Origin of the sequence: Pedobacter cryoconitis (assembly GCF_001590605.1) — a bacterium.
Lineage (GTDB): Bacteria > Bacteroidota > Bacteroidia > Sphingobacteriales > Sphingobacteriaceae > Pedobacter > Pedobacter cryoconitis_A.
Window position 1 is genome coordinate 2362632 of the sequence record NZ_CP014504.1, and the last position, 18419, is coordinate 2381050.

The 18419-nt window shown below is 37.5% G+C and carries 16 protein-coding genes; 10 read left to right on the forward strand and 6 right to left on the reverse strand.

Going from position 1 to position 18419, the window contains the following annotated elements; all coding sequences use genetic code 11:
* Positions 1-6 precede the first annotated feature (6 nt).
* The 3 genes from AY601_RS10160 (at position 7) to AY601_RS10180 (ending at position 2611) form a co-directional block, all read left to right on the forward strand.
* The gene (locus AY601_RS10160; protein ID WP_157287846.1) at positions 7-426 is read left to right on the forward strand and encodes a hypothetical protein; all 420 of its coding nucleotides are present in this window, start codon (positions 7-9) and stop codon (positions 424-426) included.
* A gap of 325 nt (positions 427-751) precedes the next feature.
* Entirely contained in the window at positions 752-1315 is a 564-nt protein-coding gene (locus AY601_RS10165) for a hypothetical protein (protein WP_068400156.1), read from the forward strand.
* 750 nt (positions 1316-2065) lie between these two features.
* Complete coding sequence (locus tag AY601_RS10180; protein ID WP_068400165.1) at positions 2066-2611, forward strand: hypothetical protein; 546 nt, start codon at positions 2066-2068, stop codon at positions 2609-2611.
* 33 nt (positions 2612-2644) lie between these two features.
* Here the strand turns inward: AY601_RS10180 and AY601_RS10185 are convergent, their stop codons facing one another.
* From AY601_RS10185 to AY601_RS10195, 3 genes are all read right to left on the reverse strand, one after another.
* Complete coding sequence (locus tag AY601_RS10185) at positions 2645-3280, reverse strand: hypothetical protein (RefSeq protein WP_068400169.1); 636 nt, start codon at positions 3278-3280, stop codon at positions 2645-2647.
* Positions 3281-3303: 23 nt separating this feature from the next.
* Entirely contained in the window at positions 3304-3834 is a 531-nt protein-coding gene (locus AY601_RS10190) for an HNH endonuclease domain-containing protein (RefSeq protein ID WP_068400172.1), read from the reverse strand.
* 140 nt (positions 3835-3974) lie between these two features.
* Positions 3975-4463: a hypothetical protein gene (locus AY601_RS10195; protein WP_068400176.1), complete on the reverse strand. Its 489-nt coding sequence runs from the start codon at positions 4461-4463 to the stop codon at positions 3975-3977.
* A gap of 199 nt (positions 4464-4662) precedes the next feature.
* Here AY601_RS10195 and AY601_RS10200 point away from each other — a divergent pair, with 199 nt between their 5' ends.
* The 6 genes from AY601_RS10200 (at position 4663) to AY601_RS10225 (ending at position 14242) form a co-directional block, all read left to right on the forward strand.
* Positions 4663-5226 (forward strand): RNA polymerase sigma factor, encoded by a 564-nt coding sequence (locus AY601_RS10200; protein WP_068400178.1) that lies wholly within the window; start codon positions 4663-4665, stop codon positions 5224-5226.
* 80 nt (positions 5227-5306) lie between these two features.
* Positions 5307-6293: a FecR family protein gene (locus AY601_RS10205; RefSeq protein WP_068400182.1), complete on the forward strand. Its 987-nt coding sequence runs from the start codon at positions 5307-5309 to the stop codon at positions 6291-6293.
* Between the two features lie 132 nt (positions 6294-6425).
* Positions 6426-9857 (forward strand): SusC/RagA family TonB-linked outer membrane protein, encoded by a 3432-nt coding sequence (locus AY601_RS10210; RefSeq protein ID WP_068400186.1) that lies wholly within the window; start codon positions 6426-6428, stop codon positions 9855-9857.
* Positions 9857-11299 carry a SusD/RagB family nutrient-binding outer membrane lipoprotein gene (locus AY601_RS10215; RefSeq protein ID WP_068400189.1) on the forward strand — a complete coding sequence of 481 codons (1443 nt, stop codon included), beginning with the start codon at positions 9857-9859 and terminating at the stop codon, positions 11297-11299. Before AY601_RS10210 ends, AY601_RS10215 begins: the two co-directional genes overlap by 1 nt.
* Before the next feature lie 13 nt (positions 11300-11312).
* A complete protein-coding gene (locus tag AY601_RS10220) occupies positions 11313-12566 on the forward strand; it encodes a DUF5689 domain-containing protein (RefSeq protein WP_157287848.1) in 1254 nt (417 codons plus the stop codon).
* Positions 12567-12694: 128 nt separating this feature from the next.
* Positions 12695-14242, forward strand: coding sequence for a calcineurin-like phosphoesterase C-terminal domain-containing protein (locus AY601_RS10225; protein WP_068400196.1), 1548 nt, complete (start codon positions 12695-12697; stop codon positions 14240-14242).
* 226 nt (positions 14243-14468) lie between these two features.
* On the opposite strand, the gene AY601_RS10230 is transcribed toward AY601_RS10225, so the two are convergent.
* The 3 genes from AY601_RS10230 to AY601_RS10240 all read right to left on the reverse strand — a co-directional run bounded on the left by AY601_RS10230 (position 14469) and on the right by AY601_RS10240 (position 17629).
* On the reverse strand, positions 14469-15770 hold the full coding sequence (locus AY601_RS10230) for a putative phage abortive infection protein (RefSeq protein WP_198163665.1): 1302 nt from the start codon (positions 15768-15770) through the stop codon (positions 14469-14471).
* A gap of 111 nt (positions 15771-15881) precedes the next feature.
* Positions 15882-16796: a restriction endonuclease gene (locus tag AY601_RS10235; RefSeq protein WP_068400202.1), complete on the reverse strand. Its 915-nt coding sequence runs from the start codon at positions 16794-16796 to the stop codon at positions 15882-15884.
* Between the two features lie 53 nt (positions 16797-16849).
* Positions 16850-17629: a J domain-containing protein gene (locus tag AY601_RS10240; RefSeq protein ID WP_068400205.1), complete on the reverse strand. Its 780-nt coding sequence runs from the start codon at positions 17627-17629 to the stop codon at positions 16850-16852.
* Positions 17630-18144: 515 nt separating this feature from the next.
* Between AY601_RS10240 and tnpA the strand changes: the two genes are divergently transcribed.
* Positions 18145-18411 carry an IS66 family insertion sequence element accessory protein TnpA gene (tnpA, locus tag AY601_RS10245; protein ID WP_068400208.1) on the forward strand — a complete coding sequence of 89 codons (267 nt, stop codon included), beginning with the start codon at positions 18145-18147 and terminating at the stop codon, positions 18409-18411.
* Positions 18412-18419: the final 8 nt, after the last annotated feature.

An 18419-nucleotide genomic window follows, 5' to 3' on the forward strand; every position in this document is an offset into this window, starting at 1 on the left:
ATACTTATGAATTATATAAAATTGATAAAAACAGCTACAATGCTTGCTTTTGTAGGGTTTAATATAAGTTGTTCAACAAACCAGGGTCTTGTAAAGAGAAAAGATGGCTCTTATAATTTGAATATAGTTAATTCAACCAAGGGTGCTGAACCACTTGTTATTGGTGTTATTTACGAATATACAGCAAAAGAAATATTACCAGGAGCATTTGTAAAAGCTGATAAGTTACCGAGAATTGCGAATGATAAAGTAGGTAAATATGTATTTAATATCAATCCTGGAAAGCATTCTTTTGAAGGATTTTGTGTTGGATATAAATCTACTTATACAAAACCTATTTTAATTAAAAAAGGAGATACAGTTAAGATTGATTTTTATCTTAAACAATATGATACCAGACTTGTAGAATCGCCAATACATAAATAGAGGCATAAATCCATGGAAATTATAGGAGGTTGAAATTGATAGCGCGAGGTTATAAAATGGACTTTTATGGCCTGAAAGCTATTATTGTTCAAATCATAATCAACCATTATATTGTGAAATGCAATGGTTGATTGAGTTGTCCGCAAACTCTTATCAAAGTGTCATTGTCGAGGTTTATCTATTTAGGCTAATTTCCTAACCCATTGTTTATCAGACTATTTCTGCCCAATACTAATGGAATAACAGTCTTACAATCCATATAAATTTAATTTACAAATTAAATTTATATATTTTTAAAGTAGAAAATTATTTTAATAACACTGAAATGAAAAAATATAGTTACATCTTATTCTTCTTAGCATTTTCAACTTGTTTCGCTATTTCTTGTAAGAAAGAGACCGAGATAGATCATAATTTACCAATATTTGAAAAGTTAGATGGCAATTATAATATAATTAGTGCATTCTCTGACCGTCCATATGATATAAATATGGACGGTTCTTCCAGCACAGATATGCTTAGTGAAATTCCCAATTTAGAGCGAAGTGATATAAATATTGTTGTTAATAAACAAAACAGAATATTTAGTCTTTTATGGATAGAACAATATGAAAATGTAGAGATTAATCTAAGTAGTGCTAGATTTTCATATAATAAACAAGGCGTTTCCAATTATTTTGATACAGATGAAGGTTTAAACTCAATTTTCTTAAAGAAGAACTTAAATCAAGACATAAGGTTTAATTCTCCTAACTCAATTAATACTCAAGGGCCTAATGTTATCAAAATTGAAATCACAAAGAACATTATCACATCCACTGGGAAACAAACCATTCTGATAAATGCAATTTATAAAAGAAATAAAGATTATAAAACAACCTATAAATAGTGACCTCCCTGAAATTTTAAGACAACATAAAACTGGAGAATGAGAAGCCTCACCAGCACCCTGTATTTGAATCAATAACTGGCAGCCATAAAAAAAAAGGCCATTCAGGCCATTTGTAAAACTTTGTTATAATCATACTTGTGGCCTTTTTTGCCTTGTGTAAAGCGATCAAATCATTCTTTAACTGAACTTTTAACCAAACGTCTACTGGAGTATGAAAGAAATGGGAAAACTTCATGGCAAATTCAATATTAAATGCCCCCCGCCCATTAAGATACTTATTGAGTGCGAAACATCGGTATCAACATGTGAGGCAAATTGAATTTTATTTAATTTTAAAACCTTGCAAAACTCTTCAATAAAATACGCAATGGTATAAACCTCTTTGTTATCTCCATTTTCTTCCTGTAAATACGTTTCTAAAAGATAGAGAACTGAAAGCATATGACTTCTGATCAAACGCTCAGCAGAATGTTGAGCATGGAGTAATTTTGCAGATTCTTCGATTAAGTCTTTTTAGTCAGAGTATGACCATCGCTTGGTGCGATGGTCATACTGAAATCTGCTTTATTTTTTCCTTTAGTAATATCCATAATAACTCTTCCCATTATTTATTCTTATTAATATTAACTTAGATAGCGCCGGATCAGTTCTTCTCCATCGGCATCATTACTAAATTAATAGAATCACCAATATGGAAATAGAGGAATAAACCCTGGTAAATGGAAATTGTTGATGAACCGCTTTTTTATGAAATCAAAAACATTAATGTCAATTGTCTTCCTATTTGCTGGGATATGGGGTGGTTGCGATCAGCATAAGAACCTTATAGCTGATCAGCGAGAAAAAGAAGTTAGTGGTTTAATAAGATATTACGTCAATCATGAATTAAAAAGGGACTCAATTTTTCTATTTGATAAATCGACTAACTTATTAACCGAGATATGTATTGATAATATCTTGGCTGAAAATAAAGATATAAACCTCAAAAAAGAGGATATTTTGAATATGTCTCAAAAAGATACGCTAACATGGTCTAATAAACTTGTTCCTATTGCAAGGATAATTAGTAATAACGCTCTTCCAATAATAAATAGTTTACCGGATAAGATACGCGATAAAGAAGGTCAGCTTTTTTATCTGGCAAATCCGATTTTCTCAAAAGATTTCAGCTATGCAATATTACAGTCAAGCTTTGTTTGTGGCTCCAGGTGTGGGGAAAGATCTATATTGCTGTTTAAAAAAGAAAAAGACAGCTGGACTCTGCTTAAAACTTACTGCAAAATTGAATATTAAAGTGTAACCTAGGTGGAGGCTGACCTCCTCCAACTAGGAAGAAGCGGTGCTGACACAGATCACTTTACACTCCCGAATGATTCGTTGATTCTGTAAATTTTCACTTTTCTTTGCCGTATAAACTCCACCAGACTCAATATTTCGACGATCAGATTTTGCAGGTATTTTCCACAGCACTTCCATCTCATCCTCCAAATAAATAAATGACACCATACCGCGATCAGATATAGTTGCAGGGATCAACCAAAATTTACAGATATTTAAATCAAGATTAATACAAATAATCTGGGCTCCTACTTGATTAAAACAAAATTGTGGCCCTTTTCCACGATCCAGATCGTATTTTGAAACATAATCTAATAACTGTTTCCATTCATAACGGTTTATTCTTTTAAGTATACAATGCTTATTATCTCTAACAATTTCCAAATCACCAATTTCCAGAAAATCTAGAAACAGCCTATATTGTTTATCATATTCAGATAGGAAATCTTCAAAAGCTGCTCTAAGTTGTAAAAATGCCTTCGTGGAAAGATGTATCGAGGAATTATATATAGTAACAAAGAATTTATCATCCATAGATGGGATTTCTGGCAATAAATATTCGATCCCTCTTTTCCTAAAATCAGACACCATCTCCATTATGTTTTTATGATTAATAGTAGTCATAACCGATTCATTTCTAAGTTCTATCAAACAACTACCAAACTCCTGATAACAACACGTAGAAAAGCATTAAATCTTAACTCCGTATTGGACATAAAATAATGATTTGGATCATGGGGATATTCGCTTATAGTAAGATTACGGTATACTTCAAATTCCTCTTCAAATCTAAAATCATTTCCACTTTTAGTTTCAATTAGCCATTTACGTTTTTGCAGTTGTTGCGCTTTTATTTTAGCTAAATTAGCCTTAACCCGCTCCACTTTTCGACTAACAATTTCCAGATAATAAGTTTCTCTGTGGAGAGGAAATGGCTCTTTCCCTTTTTTTGCGTTAGCTAACCTTGTACTGGGTGCTAAATTCGTCAGTGAGGTTTTAACGTTAAAATCACTACCTAAGTTATGTATGCGTATTTTTTCTGCCAAAATATCAGCTGGAGTAGATTCTGGAATAATATGATCAATTTCCAGTGCCTTGAAATCTTCTAAATACTCACCTGTATATAAACATCTACGATCATGTGCCTGCCAAATAGCATATCTTAAATTATCATCCATCTTTTTAACTTAAATAATTACCCAAGTTTCGCACATTAATTTTAGCAATCATAAGGAACTTGAGTTAATAAAAAAGGTGTAAGGTAAAAGGTTAAAAAACCTGATTCCTTACACCTTTAAAATTTATATAAGCTGGTATTTTATTTCTCGTTAATTATTGATTTTTTAAACAGTCTTTCCCAACCTGATTTTCCAATAATCAGTGATTTGTAAGCGTGAGTATCACCGTCTATATAAAAATCAAATGCTAAATTTTTTGTACCCAATATTTTGCCCATTTTTAATGGAACGATACGTGTTTTCCCTATCGAAAATTCATTATTTTTGAAATCATCAAAAAGCCCTAGTACATAATTATAAAAATCTTTTTCATCCTTAACAGAAGCAAATGCTACTTTGCGGGTTCCATTTATATCATCAGTAAATGTCAAAATTTCAGCTGTCTTTCCTAAGCGATATAACTGAAATGTTGGTGTTATAACATTGTTCGATCCAATTAATTGGGGCGTTATGTTTTTTTTGTCGTCATTAATTTGTTCTTTAGTTCTTCCCACTTTTAGCTGGGCAGAAACATCATTTCCTAGACAAACTAAGGATAAAAGGCAAATTGAGATTAATAGTTTTTTCATACTGATAGTTACTAAGTTTATACACTGTAATGCAAATTAAACAATAATGCAATTTAAAATATTATTAATTAGAAATTTATTAAAACCTATTGATTGCAATTTCAAGAATACAAAATCACCGCTTCGCTAATACTTGCGCTGAATATCCCCCTTCAAACTTAACATCCCCGTAACACTAGACCCGTACCTTTGCCTCGCGATGAAAACCCATAACTACAACGTTTTTTCGGACGAAGAACTCCTTGCCTTGCTCCACCAGGACGACACTCTCTCCTTGCAAACTATCTTTTCCCGTTACTACACCCCATTAACCCAGTTCTCCACCATATTCACTAAAGACATCACCAGCAGTGAAGTCCTGATCTCAGACCTGTTCATTAACCTTTGGGACAACCGCAAGCAACTGCAAATCCGCTTACTAAAACCCTACCTGTTCCAAGCCGCTAAAAACCTATCCTTAAACCATCTAAAAAAACACAAACCCTTGCTCGAACCCCTTGAAAACCATGAAACACTCCTTTCCGAGCACCTTACCCCATTTGAAATCCTGACCAACCGCGAATCGCAACAACGCATCCTGTCCCTCATTAACCTGCTCCCTGAAAGACAGCGTGAAGTTCTTTTAATGAGCCGTATCGAGCAAATCGATAAAACCAATATTGCCCCGCTCCTGGGTATTACTGTCCGCACCGTAGAAACTACCCTTTACCAGGCCATAAAATCACTACGCACCCTGCTGTCCACTTCAGAAAAGAAAAAATAGTTAACACACTCATAACATAAGCTTAACCTTTTCCGCTACGTAAACTACCCTGTCAATCTTGTCTTACAGATAAGAACGAAATGGAAGAACTATACTATCAGCTGATTACTGAATACTATCATCAAACGATCACAGAAAGAGATCTGACTATCCTGCAAGAATGGGTAGCGAGCAATCCTGCACACGAAACAGAGTTCAGAGAAGTTATCCTGATCCTGGATGCTTCAAAACTGTATTACAAAATTCCAGTCAATCAGGAAAATAACTGGGCTAAAATCACCGCTTACATCAACCAGAACAAACAACCGGTCAAGCGTAAATTTCCATTCGCCAAACTGGCTATGGCAGCCTCGCTGATACTCATCATTGGTTTTGGACTCAATCACTACAAAACCCATAAATCCAACCCTCAAAACCAGCTTACCGAAATTACCAACCCATACGGCCAGCAAAGCAGTTTCATCCTGCCTGACAGCTCTATCGTCTACCTTAACGCAGGCAGTAAATTGAAATACCCGAAACACTTTGCTGCGCACAAAAGACTGGTAATCCTGGAAGGAGAAGCCTTTTTCGATGTTAAACACAAAACTACCCAGCCTTTCATTATCCAAACTGGAAAAGTAAGTACAACTGTTCTTGGCACATCCTTCAATGTCAAAGCCTTCCCTAAAGAAAGCCACATAGCAGTAACCGTAAAAACAGGAAAAGTAGGTGTCGTATTCAAAGAAAAGAACCACGCTGCTGTTACCAGCTTCCTTTTGCCCGATCAGCAACTCCAGATAGATACCAAAACAGGGAAAACAAATAAAAACGAGATCAATGCAGAAGCTATTTGCGATTGGAGAAACTACAGAATGGTTTTCTACAATGCCTCACTCAAAGAAATTACCTCTACCATAGCAAGAACTTATAAACTTGACATAGAACTGGAAGACCCTGCAATGGCGGCCATCAAAGTAACTACGTCATTCAATAAAACACCCATAGATCAGATGCTCAAAACACTGGCTATCCTAACCGGGTCACATTACACCAAATCAAACAACACCATTATATTTTATAAATGAGAAAGGAAAACACGATGAACTAAAATTTACGCTCCCATAAAAAACAAAGAAGCCGGAAAACGCTGTAACGTTCCCGGCCCTTAAATGATGTTTTAAACTCCCGATTAAAAAAGTACAAAACTTAGTAAAGATATGAATAATACTATTCGATGGCTCGGCTGTATAGCAATTTTATTGTGGTTAAGCCTGTTTATCAGTACAGCAAACGCACAAACAAGCCAGATGATTACCTTTGGCGCAACGGGTATCACCTTTAAAAAAGCCTTTAACGAGCTCGAAAAGCTGAGTGGCATGACCATCAGCTATAACAACAGCCAGTTAGACGATCAGCAAAAGGTCAACCTGCCAAAAGCGGAAAGAACAGTAGCAGAAACATTGCGCCTGTTACTTCGCAACCAATCCTTAACCATTAAACAAACAGATGCTAAAAACATCCTGCTCGTCAACAGTGTAAAAGGGAAACTGACAGGAAAAGTAACCGATCAAAATGCTGAACCAGTTCCCGGTGTATCCATCAAAATACTCGAAACTGCACAAACTATCCAGTCCAATAATGACGGAAACTACAGTATTAACCTTGATCCGGGAACTTATACCATCATCACCAAATACATCTCTTTTGAGGATACCCGTACCGAAAAGGTAAAGGTCACAGCTAACCATAACACCTTATTAAACCTTCATTTGCAGGAATCTACCAACGCCTTAAATGAAGTCGTAGTCACAGCGCTCGGCATCAAAAGAGAAGAAAAAGCGCTTGGTTATTCCACCAAAGTCTTAAAAACCGAACAGCTGACCGATGCCATGTCCAACAACTGGACAGACGCGTTGTCCGGTAAAGTTGCCGGTTTAAACCTGATCAGGTCAAACGGTGGCCCTGCGGGCTCAAACAAGATCATCCTGCGTGGAGAAAGTAACCTGACCGGAGAAAACGATGCCTTAATTGTAGTGGACGGTGTGGTGATCAACCATGGCAGCGGCAGGACTACAGGAAGTGGCAGCTCTGCCTATTTACAGGGCGAGTCCCCTATTGACTTTGGCAGTGGTTTAAACGATATCAACCCAGACGATATAGAAAATGTAACCGTATTAAAAGGTCCGGGAGCCGCTGCTTTATACGGACAGCGCGGTGCAAATGGTGCGATCATCATTACCACTAAATCTGGTAAAAAAAGAAACGGGATCGGGGTAACAGTCAACTCGAATACCGCTATGGAAACTATTTCCCGCTGGCCAGATTATCAGTACGAATACGGACAGGGAAACGATGGCGCCAACTTTTACTCCTTCGGTGCAACAGAAGATGGCCCAAGTACCAGAAGTACAAGTTCTGCCTGGGGGCCTAAGTTTAACGGACAATCCTTTTTCCAGTATGACCCGATCACTAAAACTGCAGGAAAAGAGAGAACGCCATGGCTTCCCTATAAAAATTCAAGAAAAGATTTCTTTCAGAGCGGCCGTACTTTCACGAACAGCGTAACCCTGGATGGTGGAAATGACCAGACCACTTTTCGCCTTTCGCTAACCAATGTAGACAACAAATGGATCATTCCCAATACAGGTTACGGCCGAAACACCGTCGCCCTGTCTGCTACCCATAAAGTAAACGAGAAACTTCAGGTCGCAACCAAAGTTAACTATACGAACAAGTTTAGCGATAACCTCCCTTCTACTGGTTACAACAATCAGTCTATCATGTACTGGAACATGTTCTGGTTACCTAGCGCAGATGCCGGATGGTTAAAAGATTATTGGGCTCCCGGAAAAGAAAATGTAGCACAGAGCTATCCTTTTAGCAGTTATCCTGACAATCCTTATCTGATTGCCCATGAAATGCTCAACAAATCTAACCGGAATGCACTAACCGGAAATGTACAGGCCACTTATAATTTCTCTAAGAATTTAAGCCTGATGATTCGCAGTGCGATGGATTTCTCTTATGATGCCCGTTCTCAGCAACGTCCATTTGATACCGAGAAGTTCAAAAAAGGAATGTTCAGGACACAAAACATCTTCTCTCAGGAGATTTCCAATGACTTTTTAATCCACTACAACAAAGACCTGAACAAGGATCTTAAGATCTCGGTTTCTGCCGGGGGCAGCATGTTAAAAAACACTTATAACAAAGACGAACTGCGTGCAGATTCGCTTACCTATCCCGGTATTTATAGCCTGGCGAACAGTGCAGGTGTGTTAACGCCAAAACCTTACCGTGGTAAATATGGGATCAACAGTTTTTATGGCGTCGCAACAGCAAGTTATAAAGATTACCTATTTATAGATGTTACAGGCCGTAATGACTGGAACAGTGTACTGGCAACGGCAAAATCTACGGATAATGTTTCCTTTTTCTATCCTTCGGTAAACCTGAGTGGCATCTTGTCTGAAATATTTAAACTGCCAAAATTCATCTCCTATGCTAAATTAAGGGCTTCGGTAGCAGGTGTGGGCAGTGGCCAGCAAACCCCTTATATCACTTCTTTCACTTATGATGTAGCCGATAATTTTCCCGGTGGACTCCAAAATCCAACCGTATTAACCAATACCAATCTGAAACCTTTATATACCACAAGTTACGAAGTAGGTACTGATTTGAGGTTCTTAAACAACCGCCTGGGCATCAACATTGCCTTGTATAAAAGTGACACCAAGGATCAGATTCTGAAAACCACTGTAGACCGTTCTTCGGGCGTAAGCTATGCTTATGTAAACGCCGGAAAAGTGCGTAACAAAGGGATAGAAGTTGAATTGAATGGTACACCGATAGATCAGAAAGATGGGTTCAAATGGACAGTCTTCGGAACTTTTACCGCTAACAGAAACAAGATTATCGCTTTAACTGATAGTCTGGATAACTTGATTTTACAATCCGGGCCAGCCAGCCGCGGTGCAATTGTAGCTAAAATTGGCGGCAGCATGGGTGATTTGTATGGCCGTGGTTACAAACGGTCGCCAGATGGGCAGATTGTCTATAACAATGGTTACCCGGTCATCCCTGATGATCAGCTTTATATTGGCAATACCAACCCTAAATGGAAAGCGAGTTTAGGCAACCAGTTCCGTTATAAGAATTTCGGAATGAGTTTCCTGGTGGATGCACAATATGGTGCAGTAGGTTATTCACTCACCGCAGCCGTTTTAGCTGAACAAGGAAAGACAACAAATACGCTTCCGGGACGATACAACGGAATTATTGGTAAAGGTGTAGTGCAAAATCCAGATGGCAGTTATAGCCCGAACACGGTAATCGCACAAGATATGACTACTTATTATACTACGCATTATGGTCGGGATAATATTGAGGGAGCTACCTATTCTACTGATTTTATCAAACTCCGCGAAGCCAGATTTGACTACACTTTTAAACCAAAAACACTGAGAAGATTCGGTTTACAAAGGGCTACAATTGGTATTTATGGCCGTGATTTGATGACCATCACGAAATGGCCGGGCTTTGATCCTGAGTTTGGGACACTAAACGACGGTACCATTAACCAGGGTTTTGAGCTGGGTCAGTTCCCTGCTACCCGAACTTTTGGAATCAATTTAAACATAGGTATTTAATGAATATGAGACTCAAAAATTATACAATCTGTTTGATTTTATGTTTAGCGGTGACTTCTTGTAAAAAAGGTTTTCAGGAGCTGAATGTGAATCCTAATACGAGTGAAAAGGCTTTACCGCAGGCTTTGCTTGCCCCTGCTATTACAAGTATTGTACAAGCAAATATGAGCCGCAGCCAAAGGCTCACTAACGAACTGATGCAGGTAACGGTAGATATGGGTGATACAGACGGGAAAGTTTTCCGTTACGACATCCGTAAATCTGAGGGTGATTATCTTTGGAACAGCTGGTATCTGGAACTTTCCAATTTCAATGATATCTACAAAGGTGGCGAACAGTTGGGCAGCAATAGTTTCAAAGGGATCTCGCTGATCTGCCAGACTTATGTGTTTTCATTACTGACTGATACTTATGGTGACATCCCCTATTTCAATGCGACTAAAGCTAAGGAAGGTGTTTTTATGCCTGAGTTTGATCGTCAGGAAGTCATCTATCCGGAGCTTTTTAAAAAGCTGGAAATGGCTAATGAGCTGTTAAAAACGGGTACCAATATTCCTTCTGCAAGTGATCCGCTATATGCAGGAAATGCAGCTAACTGGCGCAAGTTTGGCAATACGCTTTATTTGAGATTGTTGATGCGGGTTTCGGCTAAATCACCAGCTTTAGCAGTAGCAAAAATTAAGGACATTGTAGATGTCAACAGTGCTAATTACCCGATTATAAGCAGTAATGCAGAGTCGGCAGCTTTGAGATGGTCAGGTACTGCGCCTTATGTTTCGCCTTTTGCCACCTGGCGGCCTGCCGATTGGTATACGCCCAAATTAGCTGATTTTTTTGTCAACAATTTAAAGGAATGGGGCGATCCGCGAATTGCGAAATGGGCTACGATTTACAATGGAAAATATGAAGGCATTCCAAGTGGCTATCCGGTAGGGCAAGCTCCCGAAGGGAAATCTACTTTACCCGTTGCCTTACAGTCTGAGCCTTTGCTGGGTAATATCCTGAACTACGCGGAGCTTCAGTTCCTGTTGGCCGAAGCGGCTTCAAAAGGCTGGATTACTACCGGAACGGCTAAAGGTTATTATGAAAACGGGGTAACCAGCGGGATTACTTACTGGGGCTATGCGGTTCCTGAAAACTACTTGCAGGGTGCAGATGTGAAGTGGACTGACAATTTAGCTTTGGAGGATAAACTCGAGCTGATCCATTTGCAGAAATATTATAGCCTGTTTATGACTGATCTGGAGCAATGGTTTGAATATCGCCGCACAGGTCATCCTCAGTTACCAAAAGGTGCTGGGTTGCCAAATGGTGGCCAGATGCCTTCCCGCTTAAATTATCCTGTCTATCTGCAATCTACCAATAGTGCAAATTATTCTGCGGCTATAGCCATACAGGGTGCAGATGATTTATACACTAAAGTATGGTGGCAAAAACCTTAATCGCTCAATAATCATGAACAAATATATATTTCAATTTTTTAGTTGCTGGTTGCTGTTAACCGGCTTAGCAGGATGTAAAAAGCATGATGCTGCTTTGGGCGATCCAAGTCCGATTATCGCCATAGAAGATTTGCGCGCAATTTATCAGGGTACAGCGGTAAGCTTGAATACAGGTAATTTAGCTGGTGCACACCAGCTTATCGGAATCGTGGTTTCTGATGTCCAGTCTGGGAATATGCCTGCCGGAACTGTAGCCATGCAGAATAACAGAAGGAATAAAACCAGGGGAATTTTACTGGCGGTAGAAAACGCGGCAGCTTTGAAAACGGGAGATTCTATTGTCGTAGACCTGAACGGTACAACGCTTACAAAAGTGAATGGAAGTTTACAGGTGACCGGTTTAAATGCAGCTTCAGTGAACAAGGTTTCGAGTGGAAATACAAGAAACCCGATTACCGTAACTACGGCTTTATTTAAGGCTAAACCAGATGATTATGAAGGTTGTCTGGTCAGATTATTTTCTGGAAGCATCACTCCTGTTCCTGTTGCCGGTGAGTTATATGCGGGCGATAAAAGTTTAGCAGACAATGGCGGAACAATGGTTTTGCATACCGAAAAGGGTGCTTCTTTTGCGGGTAAGGGTTTACCAGCGAGCGCTACTTTTACAGGTATTCCACTAATGTATCAGGTTGAAGGGAAAGGTGATGCTGTACCTAGTTTATGGCCACGCAATTTACTCGATATGCTGGATGCAAGCGGACCTGTTTATACGGGTTTCCCTGAAACTTTTGAGTTCCCGGATCAGAGTTTAAAGGCTTCTTATGCAGCGGCAGTTGTTGGTTTAAAAACAGGAAAATGGTTGTTGGATCAAGCGATTTTAGCGAATACTTCTGGTCGTGACCGTTTTAATCCAACTGGTTTACAGTGTATCCGGATGCAGCAAAATCTGGCTGTTCCAGGTTATGTGCAAATGAACTTTAATGTGCCTGACGGGGCATCAAAAGTATCTTTCTTGTATGGTGCTTACTACAATGATGCGACCAGTTCTTTTGTACTGGAATATTCTAAGGATGACGGTTTAACATGGCTCCAAACCGGAAAGGTGATTAATAATGCATCGGCTGTTGCCAAAACAGCAACTTTCCCGTTGGACATTACCGGGCCTGTACGGTTCAGAGTTAAAAAATTAGGCTTGGGAACAACCAATAATACAACTATTAATAACGGAAGGCTGAGTATTGAAGACTTTGCTATTTACGCGAACTAAGCGTTTTTGCCATTTACATGAACTAAGCTCTCCGGTTCATGAGCTAAAGGTTTACGATTTAAAAATTAAAATTCACCACACAAAACATTTAAGCGGGTTAAAAACCCGCTCTATAAAATAATATACTCATGTTAAACAGAAGACATTTTTTAAGAAACTTAGGATTATCAGGTACGCTGATTGTGGCCCCTACAGCTTTGATTGAGGCGGCAACGTTGCCACTCCCGGTAAAACCAACTGACCTGACTACGGTTACTTTAAAAGGGAATATCAGCGCTGGCGGCAACCCGATTGCAGGTGTTGCGGTAACGGATGGAATTAATATCACCCTGACTGATAAACGTGGTAATTACGAACTGCTGAGTAACCACACTGCCGACTATGTTTATATCAGTTCTCCGGCTGGTTACCAGTTTAATCAAAAGAGAGGAATTGCCTCTTTTTATAAGGCTATCCCAAAAGACAGTACTAGTTTCAAAGCTGATTTTGTATTGGAAAAACTGAATGTATCTGATCAGAAACATAATTTTTTAGTCTGGGCCGATCCGCAGATTATCTCTAAAAAGGACGCAGCTTTGCTAAAAGCCCAGACTGTTCCTGATGTTCAGGAGTTAGTAAAATCTTACCCTCAGGGAACGTTGTTTCATGGAATTGGCTGTGGTGATTTAGTTTGGGATCATTTTGAACTGATTGCAGATTATAAAGATGCAGTAGCAGAAACGGGTATCCCTTTTTTCAATCTGCCGGGTAACCATGATATGGATTTGGATGCAAGATCTGATGAATTGTCAACCCGTACTTTTAAAGATGAATTTGGCCCTACTTATTATTCTTATAACCGGGGTGAGATTCATTATATATCATTAGATAATGTGTTCTTTTTGGGAGTTGCTAAAAAGTATATCGGTTATTTAACAGAAACTCAGTTACAATGGGTTGAACAAGATTTAAAGACGGTAAAACCAGGAAGCACAGTGGTAGTTTCTGTACATATCCCGACCAATACAGGTAATTCCAGAAGGAATAATCTGAAAGATGATGAACTGGGTGGCGTATTATCAAACAGAGAGCGTTTATACAAATTACTGGAAGGTTATCAGGTTCATATCCTATCGGGACACACGCATATGAACGAGAAGTGGGAAGACCGCAACATGATTGAACATGTGCATGGTACGGTATGTGGCGCATGGTGGACTGGCCCGGTTTGTAGTGATGGCTGCCCTAATGGTTACGGAGTTTACGAAGTAAACGGCAGTGAAATTAAATGGTATTACAAGGCTACCGGAAAAGCCAAAGATCATCAGCTCAGGATTTATCCTAAGGGTTCTTTCTCAGAAATCGCTTCAATGACTCCTTCTGGTAATCTACAAGAAACCATCCCAGCCACGTCACCAGAAATCGGTGTAAACATCTGGAACTGGGATCCAAAATGGAAAGTAGAGTACTTTGAAGACGGCGTAAATAAAGGAGCAATGAAACAGCGAACAGCAATGGACCCGATCGCTTACAAACTATATGGTGGGCCTTTAGTTCCTAAAAAACATAAATGGGTGGAACCGACCTTAACAGATCATCTGTTTTTCGCTACCCCTGCTCCGGGAACCCGTCAGTTTAAAGTTGTAGCTACTGACCGTTTCGGCTCAATTTACACGAAAGAGATTACAATTTCATAATTAAAAATATAGGGCTAAGAACTAGAGTAATGTCAGAGATACTAAATATACCAGTTGCAGAATAAAGGGTAGCCTGGTAAATTTGGCTATCAGCTCCAAAATGACATTAAGCAAATCAATACTAGTGTTTAAACACTAGTATTGATTTGCTCCTGGTAAAATTATTTATGTATATTATAAAACTGCTACAGAAATAATACCTATAAAATAATAATAATATTAAATATCAGAAAGATTCATAATCAATATCTGGATAGAATTCTGACAACTTTACTCCAGGGAAAATCATGTCATCAGGAATGTTTTTTATGAGATGATACTCAGAAACAAGATGATTTTCTTTTTCTATTGAATTCCCAGTTTTCTTATCTTCCACTTCCCAAATGCGCCCTAACTGAGAAATACTATTTAAAAAAAATAATATTTGCTCATAACTAGAAAACTGCCCTCTTATCAGTTTTATGTAATCATACTTCTCGTCCTTATTCAAACCGCTTTGCTTATGAATAAAATTAACAGATTGATATAAGTGACGAAAATAGTGGCCCAATCTAAATTGATGCCCGCCGTAGTATTTTACATATTTATTTCCATGATCAGGATTTAGCGTATACAGCTTATTAGAATTTACAATGAATTTGCTATCACTTGCAATTGAAGTAACGAGAAGATGCCTCTGTTTTCGAGTTTGCATAAATGCTTTCTTTTTTTTGGCAATTGATGCGTGATAAGTTAACCATTCATCAGCTTCAACTTTTGGCTTAAAAGCTGAATAATATAAAATATCAGCAACAAATTCAGCTTTGTATCTATCATTAGTAATATTTTTAATTGTCGCGAATCCTTCTGTGCTTACACCAAAAAAAATAACAAGATAAATCAGATCAATCTGAGCATAAATTATTAAATTAATATTCCGATCTTGAATGGTTTTATTAATTTTAACCTTTTTTAAATATTCATCGGTATAAATAGAATTTTCTGACGCATCTTCAAAAATAAAATCTAACTCACTCCATGCCTCTTTAAATTGATTGACTATTGTTTTGAATACTTTTCGATGACGAGCAGTCTGCATTATAGCTTTATTCATTAATCCATCCTTATTGTCATTTCTAAAATAAGAACTGAATGATAACTCATTAACATTATCACGATGCAGTGTTATTAATACAAATAGTCTGCTTTCAATTTTATCATATTGGAAATTTTTAATTTGAGTATTATGTGATTCTGCCTGCTTATTAAATGAGAGATAAAGTAATAGAAATCCAGCTAAAGAAAATAAAGAGCCGGTAACACCTCCAGTCCAATCCCCCATTGTCCCATGACGAGTCCAATAAGATGTACTATCCTCTACTTCCTTTGCATTGGAATTTTCTTCTCTATTATTCTCAATTTTATGGGTTGGAGCAGCAACATAGCCATAAATACCAAGAGAAATACCTACAAAAACAAATACAATAGCTGAGATCCTCTGAAACCATTCCCAAAATTCAGATGTTCCATTCAATTTTTTTCTATTCATAATGTTTATAAAAAAAATAATCAATTTGACATTAATTAATACAAAAAGACATATCATACTAAAAATTCTATAAGAGACTGCATTAAACAACAGCGTATTACAATGATAATCTTACAACCTGATCCTATGATAAATCTCTCCAGTATCAGAAGCATGTCTTCTCTTCTGAAAAATCAATTCACTTAAACTAATTCTGCCTTCCAACACCAACATTAAATCCTGGCCATCCATTAATATCATTGATTTAAGAATAGGACTTCCAGTATCTGTACAATCTTTCGCAAAACCATCCAGAGAAATAAATAATCCCAGCGTATTTTTCAGCCTACCCGAAATCTTACCTCCAAAAACATACAGATCCGCAGCATTGACCAGTTTTTTCTGCCATTTAGCCTCCAAAATAAAATCCTGGCTTTCAAAAGTAAAGGAACCGTCAATCTGCTCACCCAGTGTCTTAAAAGGGCCCTTTGCTTTTAATTCGAATAAATTAAACAACTCATTCAGAATCTTTTCAAAATCATACCCTCTTTTCTGTGGATTTTGTTCTATAGCGATTTCAAAAAACTTCTTTCTCAACCCTTCCAGTTTTTCAGAAAAATCAGTCGTTTTCTTCAATTTCTCCAGGTTATTGAGTCTGTTTTCCTCCCCTTTTGCTAAGTCCTCCAATGCCTCAAAATAACCTTTTGTTTGATTACGGAGTTTAGCAACAGCTTCTACTGCCCTTTTTGTGAGATCACCACTTTCATCCCAATACTTAAGATGACTGAAATCATTAAAATCTGATGTTTCTTTTAATAATTTCAATAAATCAGTCAGATATATATCTTTTCTGGCCACCATCCTGTCTATCAATTCTGAGACGCTCTCAGCCTTTTGATTATCCTTCCAGTTTATCGTTGAGACAATACTTGAATTGGCGATAGTCAGCTCTATAAACTGCTTTAATTCTGTTTTTTTCCAATAGACTTTAGATAATGCATCTTTTAAAGCAATAAGGGCTTGGGAGGATATATTTTGAGTTTTCATAATCTCGGTATACTTCTTTTTATAATCAGATTCCAATTAAGAGAACATGATATTTATTGACTACTTGAATCTTGTCTTTTATCATTAACACGTAAGGTATCTACGATCCTTAAACCTTCAATTGAATTTGGACGTTTCAGAAGAACAAGACTATCATGATCACTTTCTTTGGCCTGATCGGCTTCAGGGATATTTTGATCAGCGGGAATGTTCTGATCAACTGCGTGTTTTTTACGTTTCTTTCTACTCTTTTTATGCTTTTTTACTTTAACTACACTGTGCTCAGCGACTATCTTTTCTGGTTTCTCTGGAGTCCTGGAAATCACCAGAAATATTAAACCGAATAATAATATAACAACAAAAACCAATGTACTTCTTACCTTATTCCAGAAGCGAACGCGGTTATTTATTTCAAAAGATTTTCTTTGTCTTTCCCAATTTTGTGCATTTTCCTGGGCCCTTTTCTCCTCATAATATTTAGCCCTCTTCCTGTCAGAGTAGTCATCAAATTTCACCTTTGTATATTCAGGTTCTTCTTCTTGATATCCATATTCGTTTCCCCCCCAACCCTTACCTTTCTTTTTCCCCTGAGATTTGGATTCCTTTTTCTTAACTGGAATAATATTGGGAAGTGACAAATCGTATTCAGCACGCTTAACTGCATCACCTAATATTTCATAAGCATTATTAATCTCTTTAAACTTTTCAGTATAAAAATCATTACCCCCATTTTTATCCGGATGAAATTCAAGACAAAGCTTTTTATATGCTTTTCTAATCTCTTCAGACGTCGCATTTCGGGAGACACCTAATGTATCATAGTGATTACTCATAGTATACCTATTAAAATAAGACTTAAAAAGAGGGCTATAAGGAAGAGAACCCAGCAACTGGATTTCGTTTTTCTGATTTTAATATTTGCATCGCATTGTTCGCACAACAACTTCGTTGCATAATAGGTCCTGGTATTAGTTCCTGAAGAATGCCTGCTGCGCCAGTTGTCCTTAGAAGTGCCCGTAACAACCTCCCTGGGATATATTGCATCTGGTTGTCCACAATAAAAACATGAAGCCATTGAATCAATGATAAGATTAAAAATAGTAAAAAATACAGATAAGATTACAAATACTAAAGCAGTATATTTATTTTAGATTAAAAACAGTCACAATTAATCATTAAAAATACACATTTTTACATATTTATAATCAATAATGATAAAAAATGATTTTAATCGTTTTAGTAGCATGTATTCGCATGATTTCAGTTAAATAAGAACCTTAAAATAGCTATGTAATCTTCCCTAAAAACAGCTACAGAAATAAGTGTAGTATTTTATAAATTTAGGGTAATGAAAAAAAGCAATTTTAGTGATCCACAAATCATCAAGATTTTGTCTTCACAGGAATCAGGAAAATCAGTTTCAGATATCTGCAGAGAGCATGGTATCAGCCAAGGGACTTTTTATAAATGGAAAAGCAAATATTCCGGGATGGAGGTTTCCCAGGTCAAACAGTTGAAAGATCTGGAAAAGGAGCTGGTACAGTACAAAAAGATAGTTGCAGAGCTGACTCTTCAAAATGTTGTGTTAAAAGATGTGATTGAAAAAAAGCTTTAGGGCCTGTC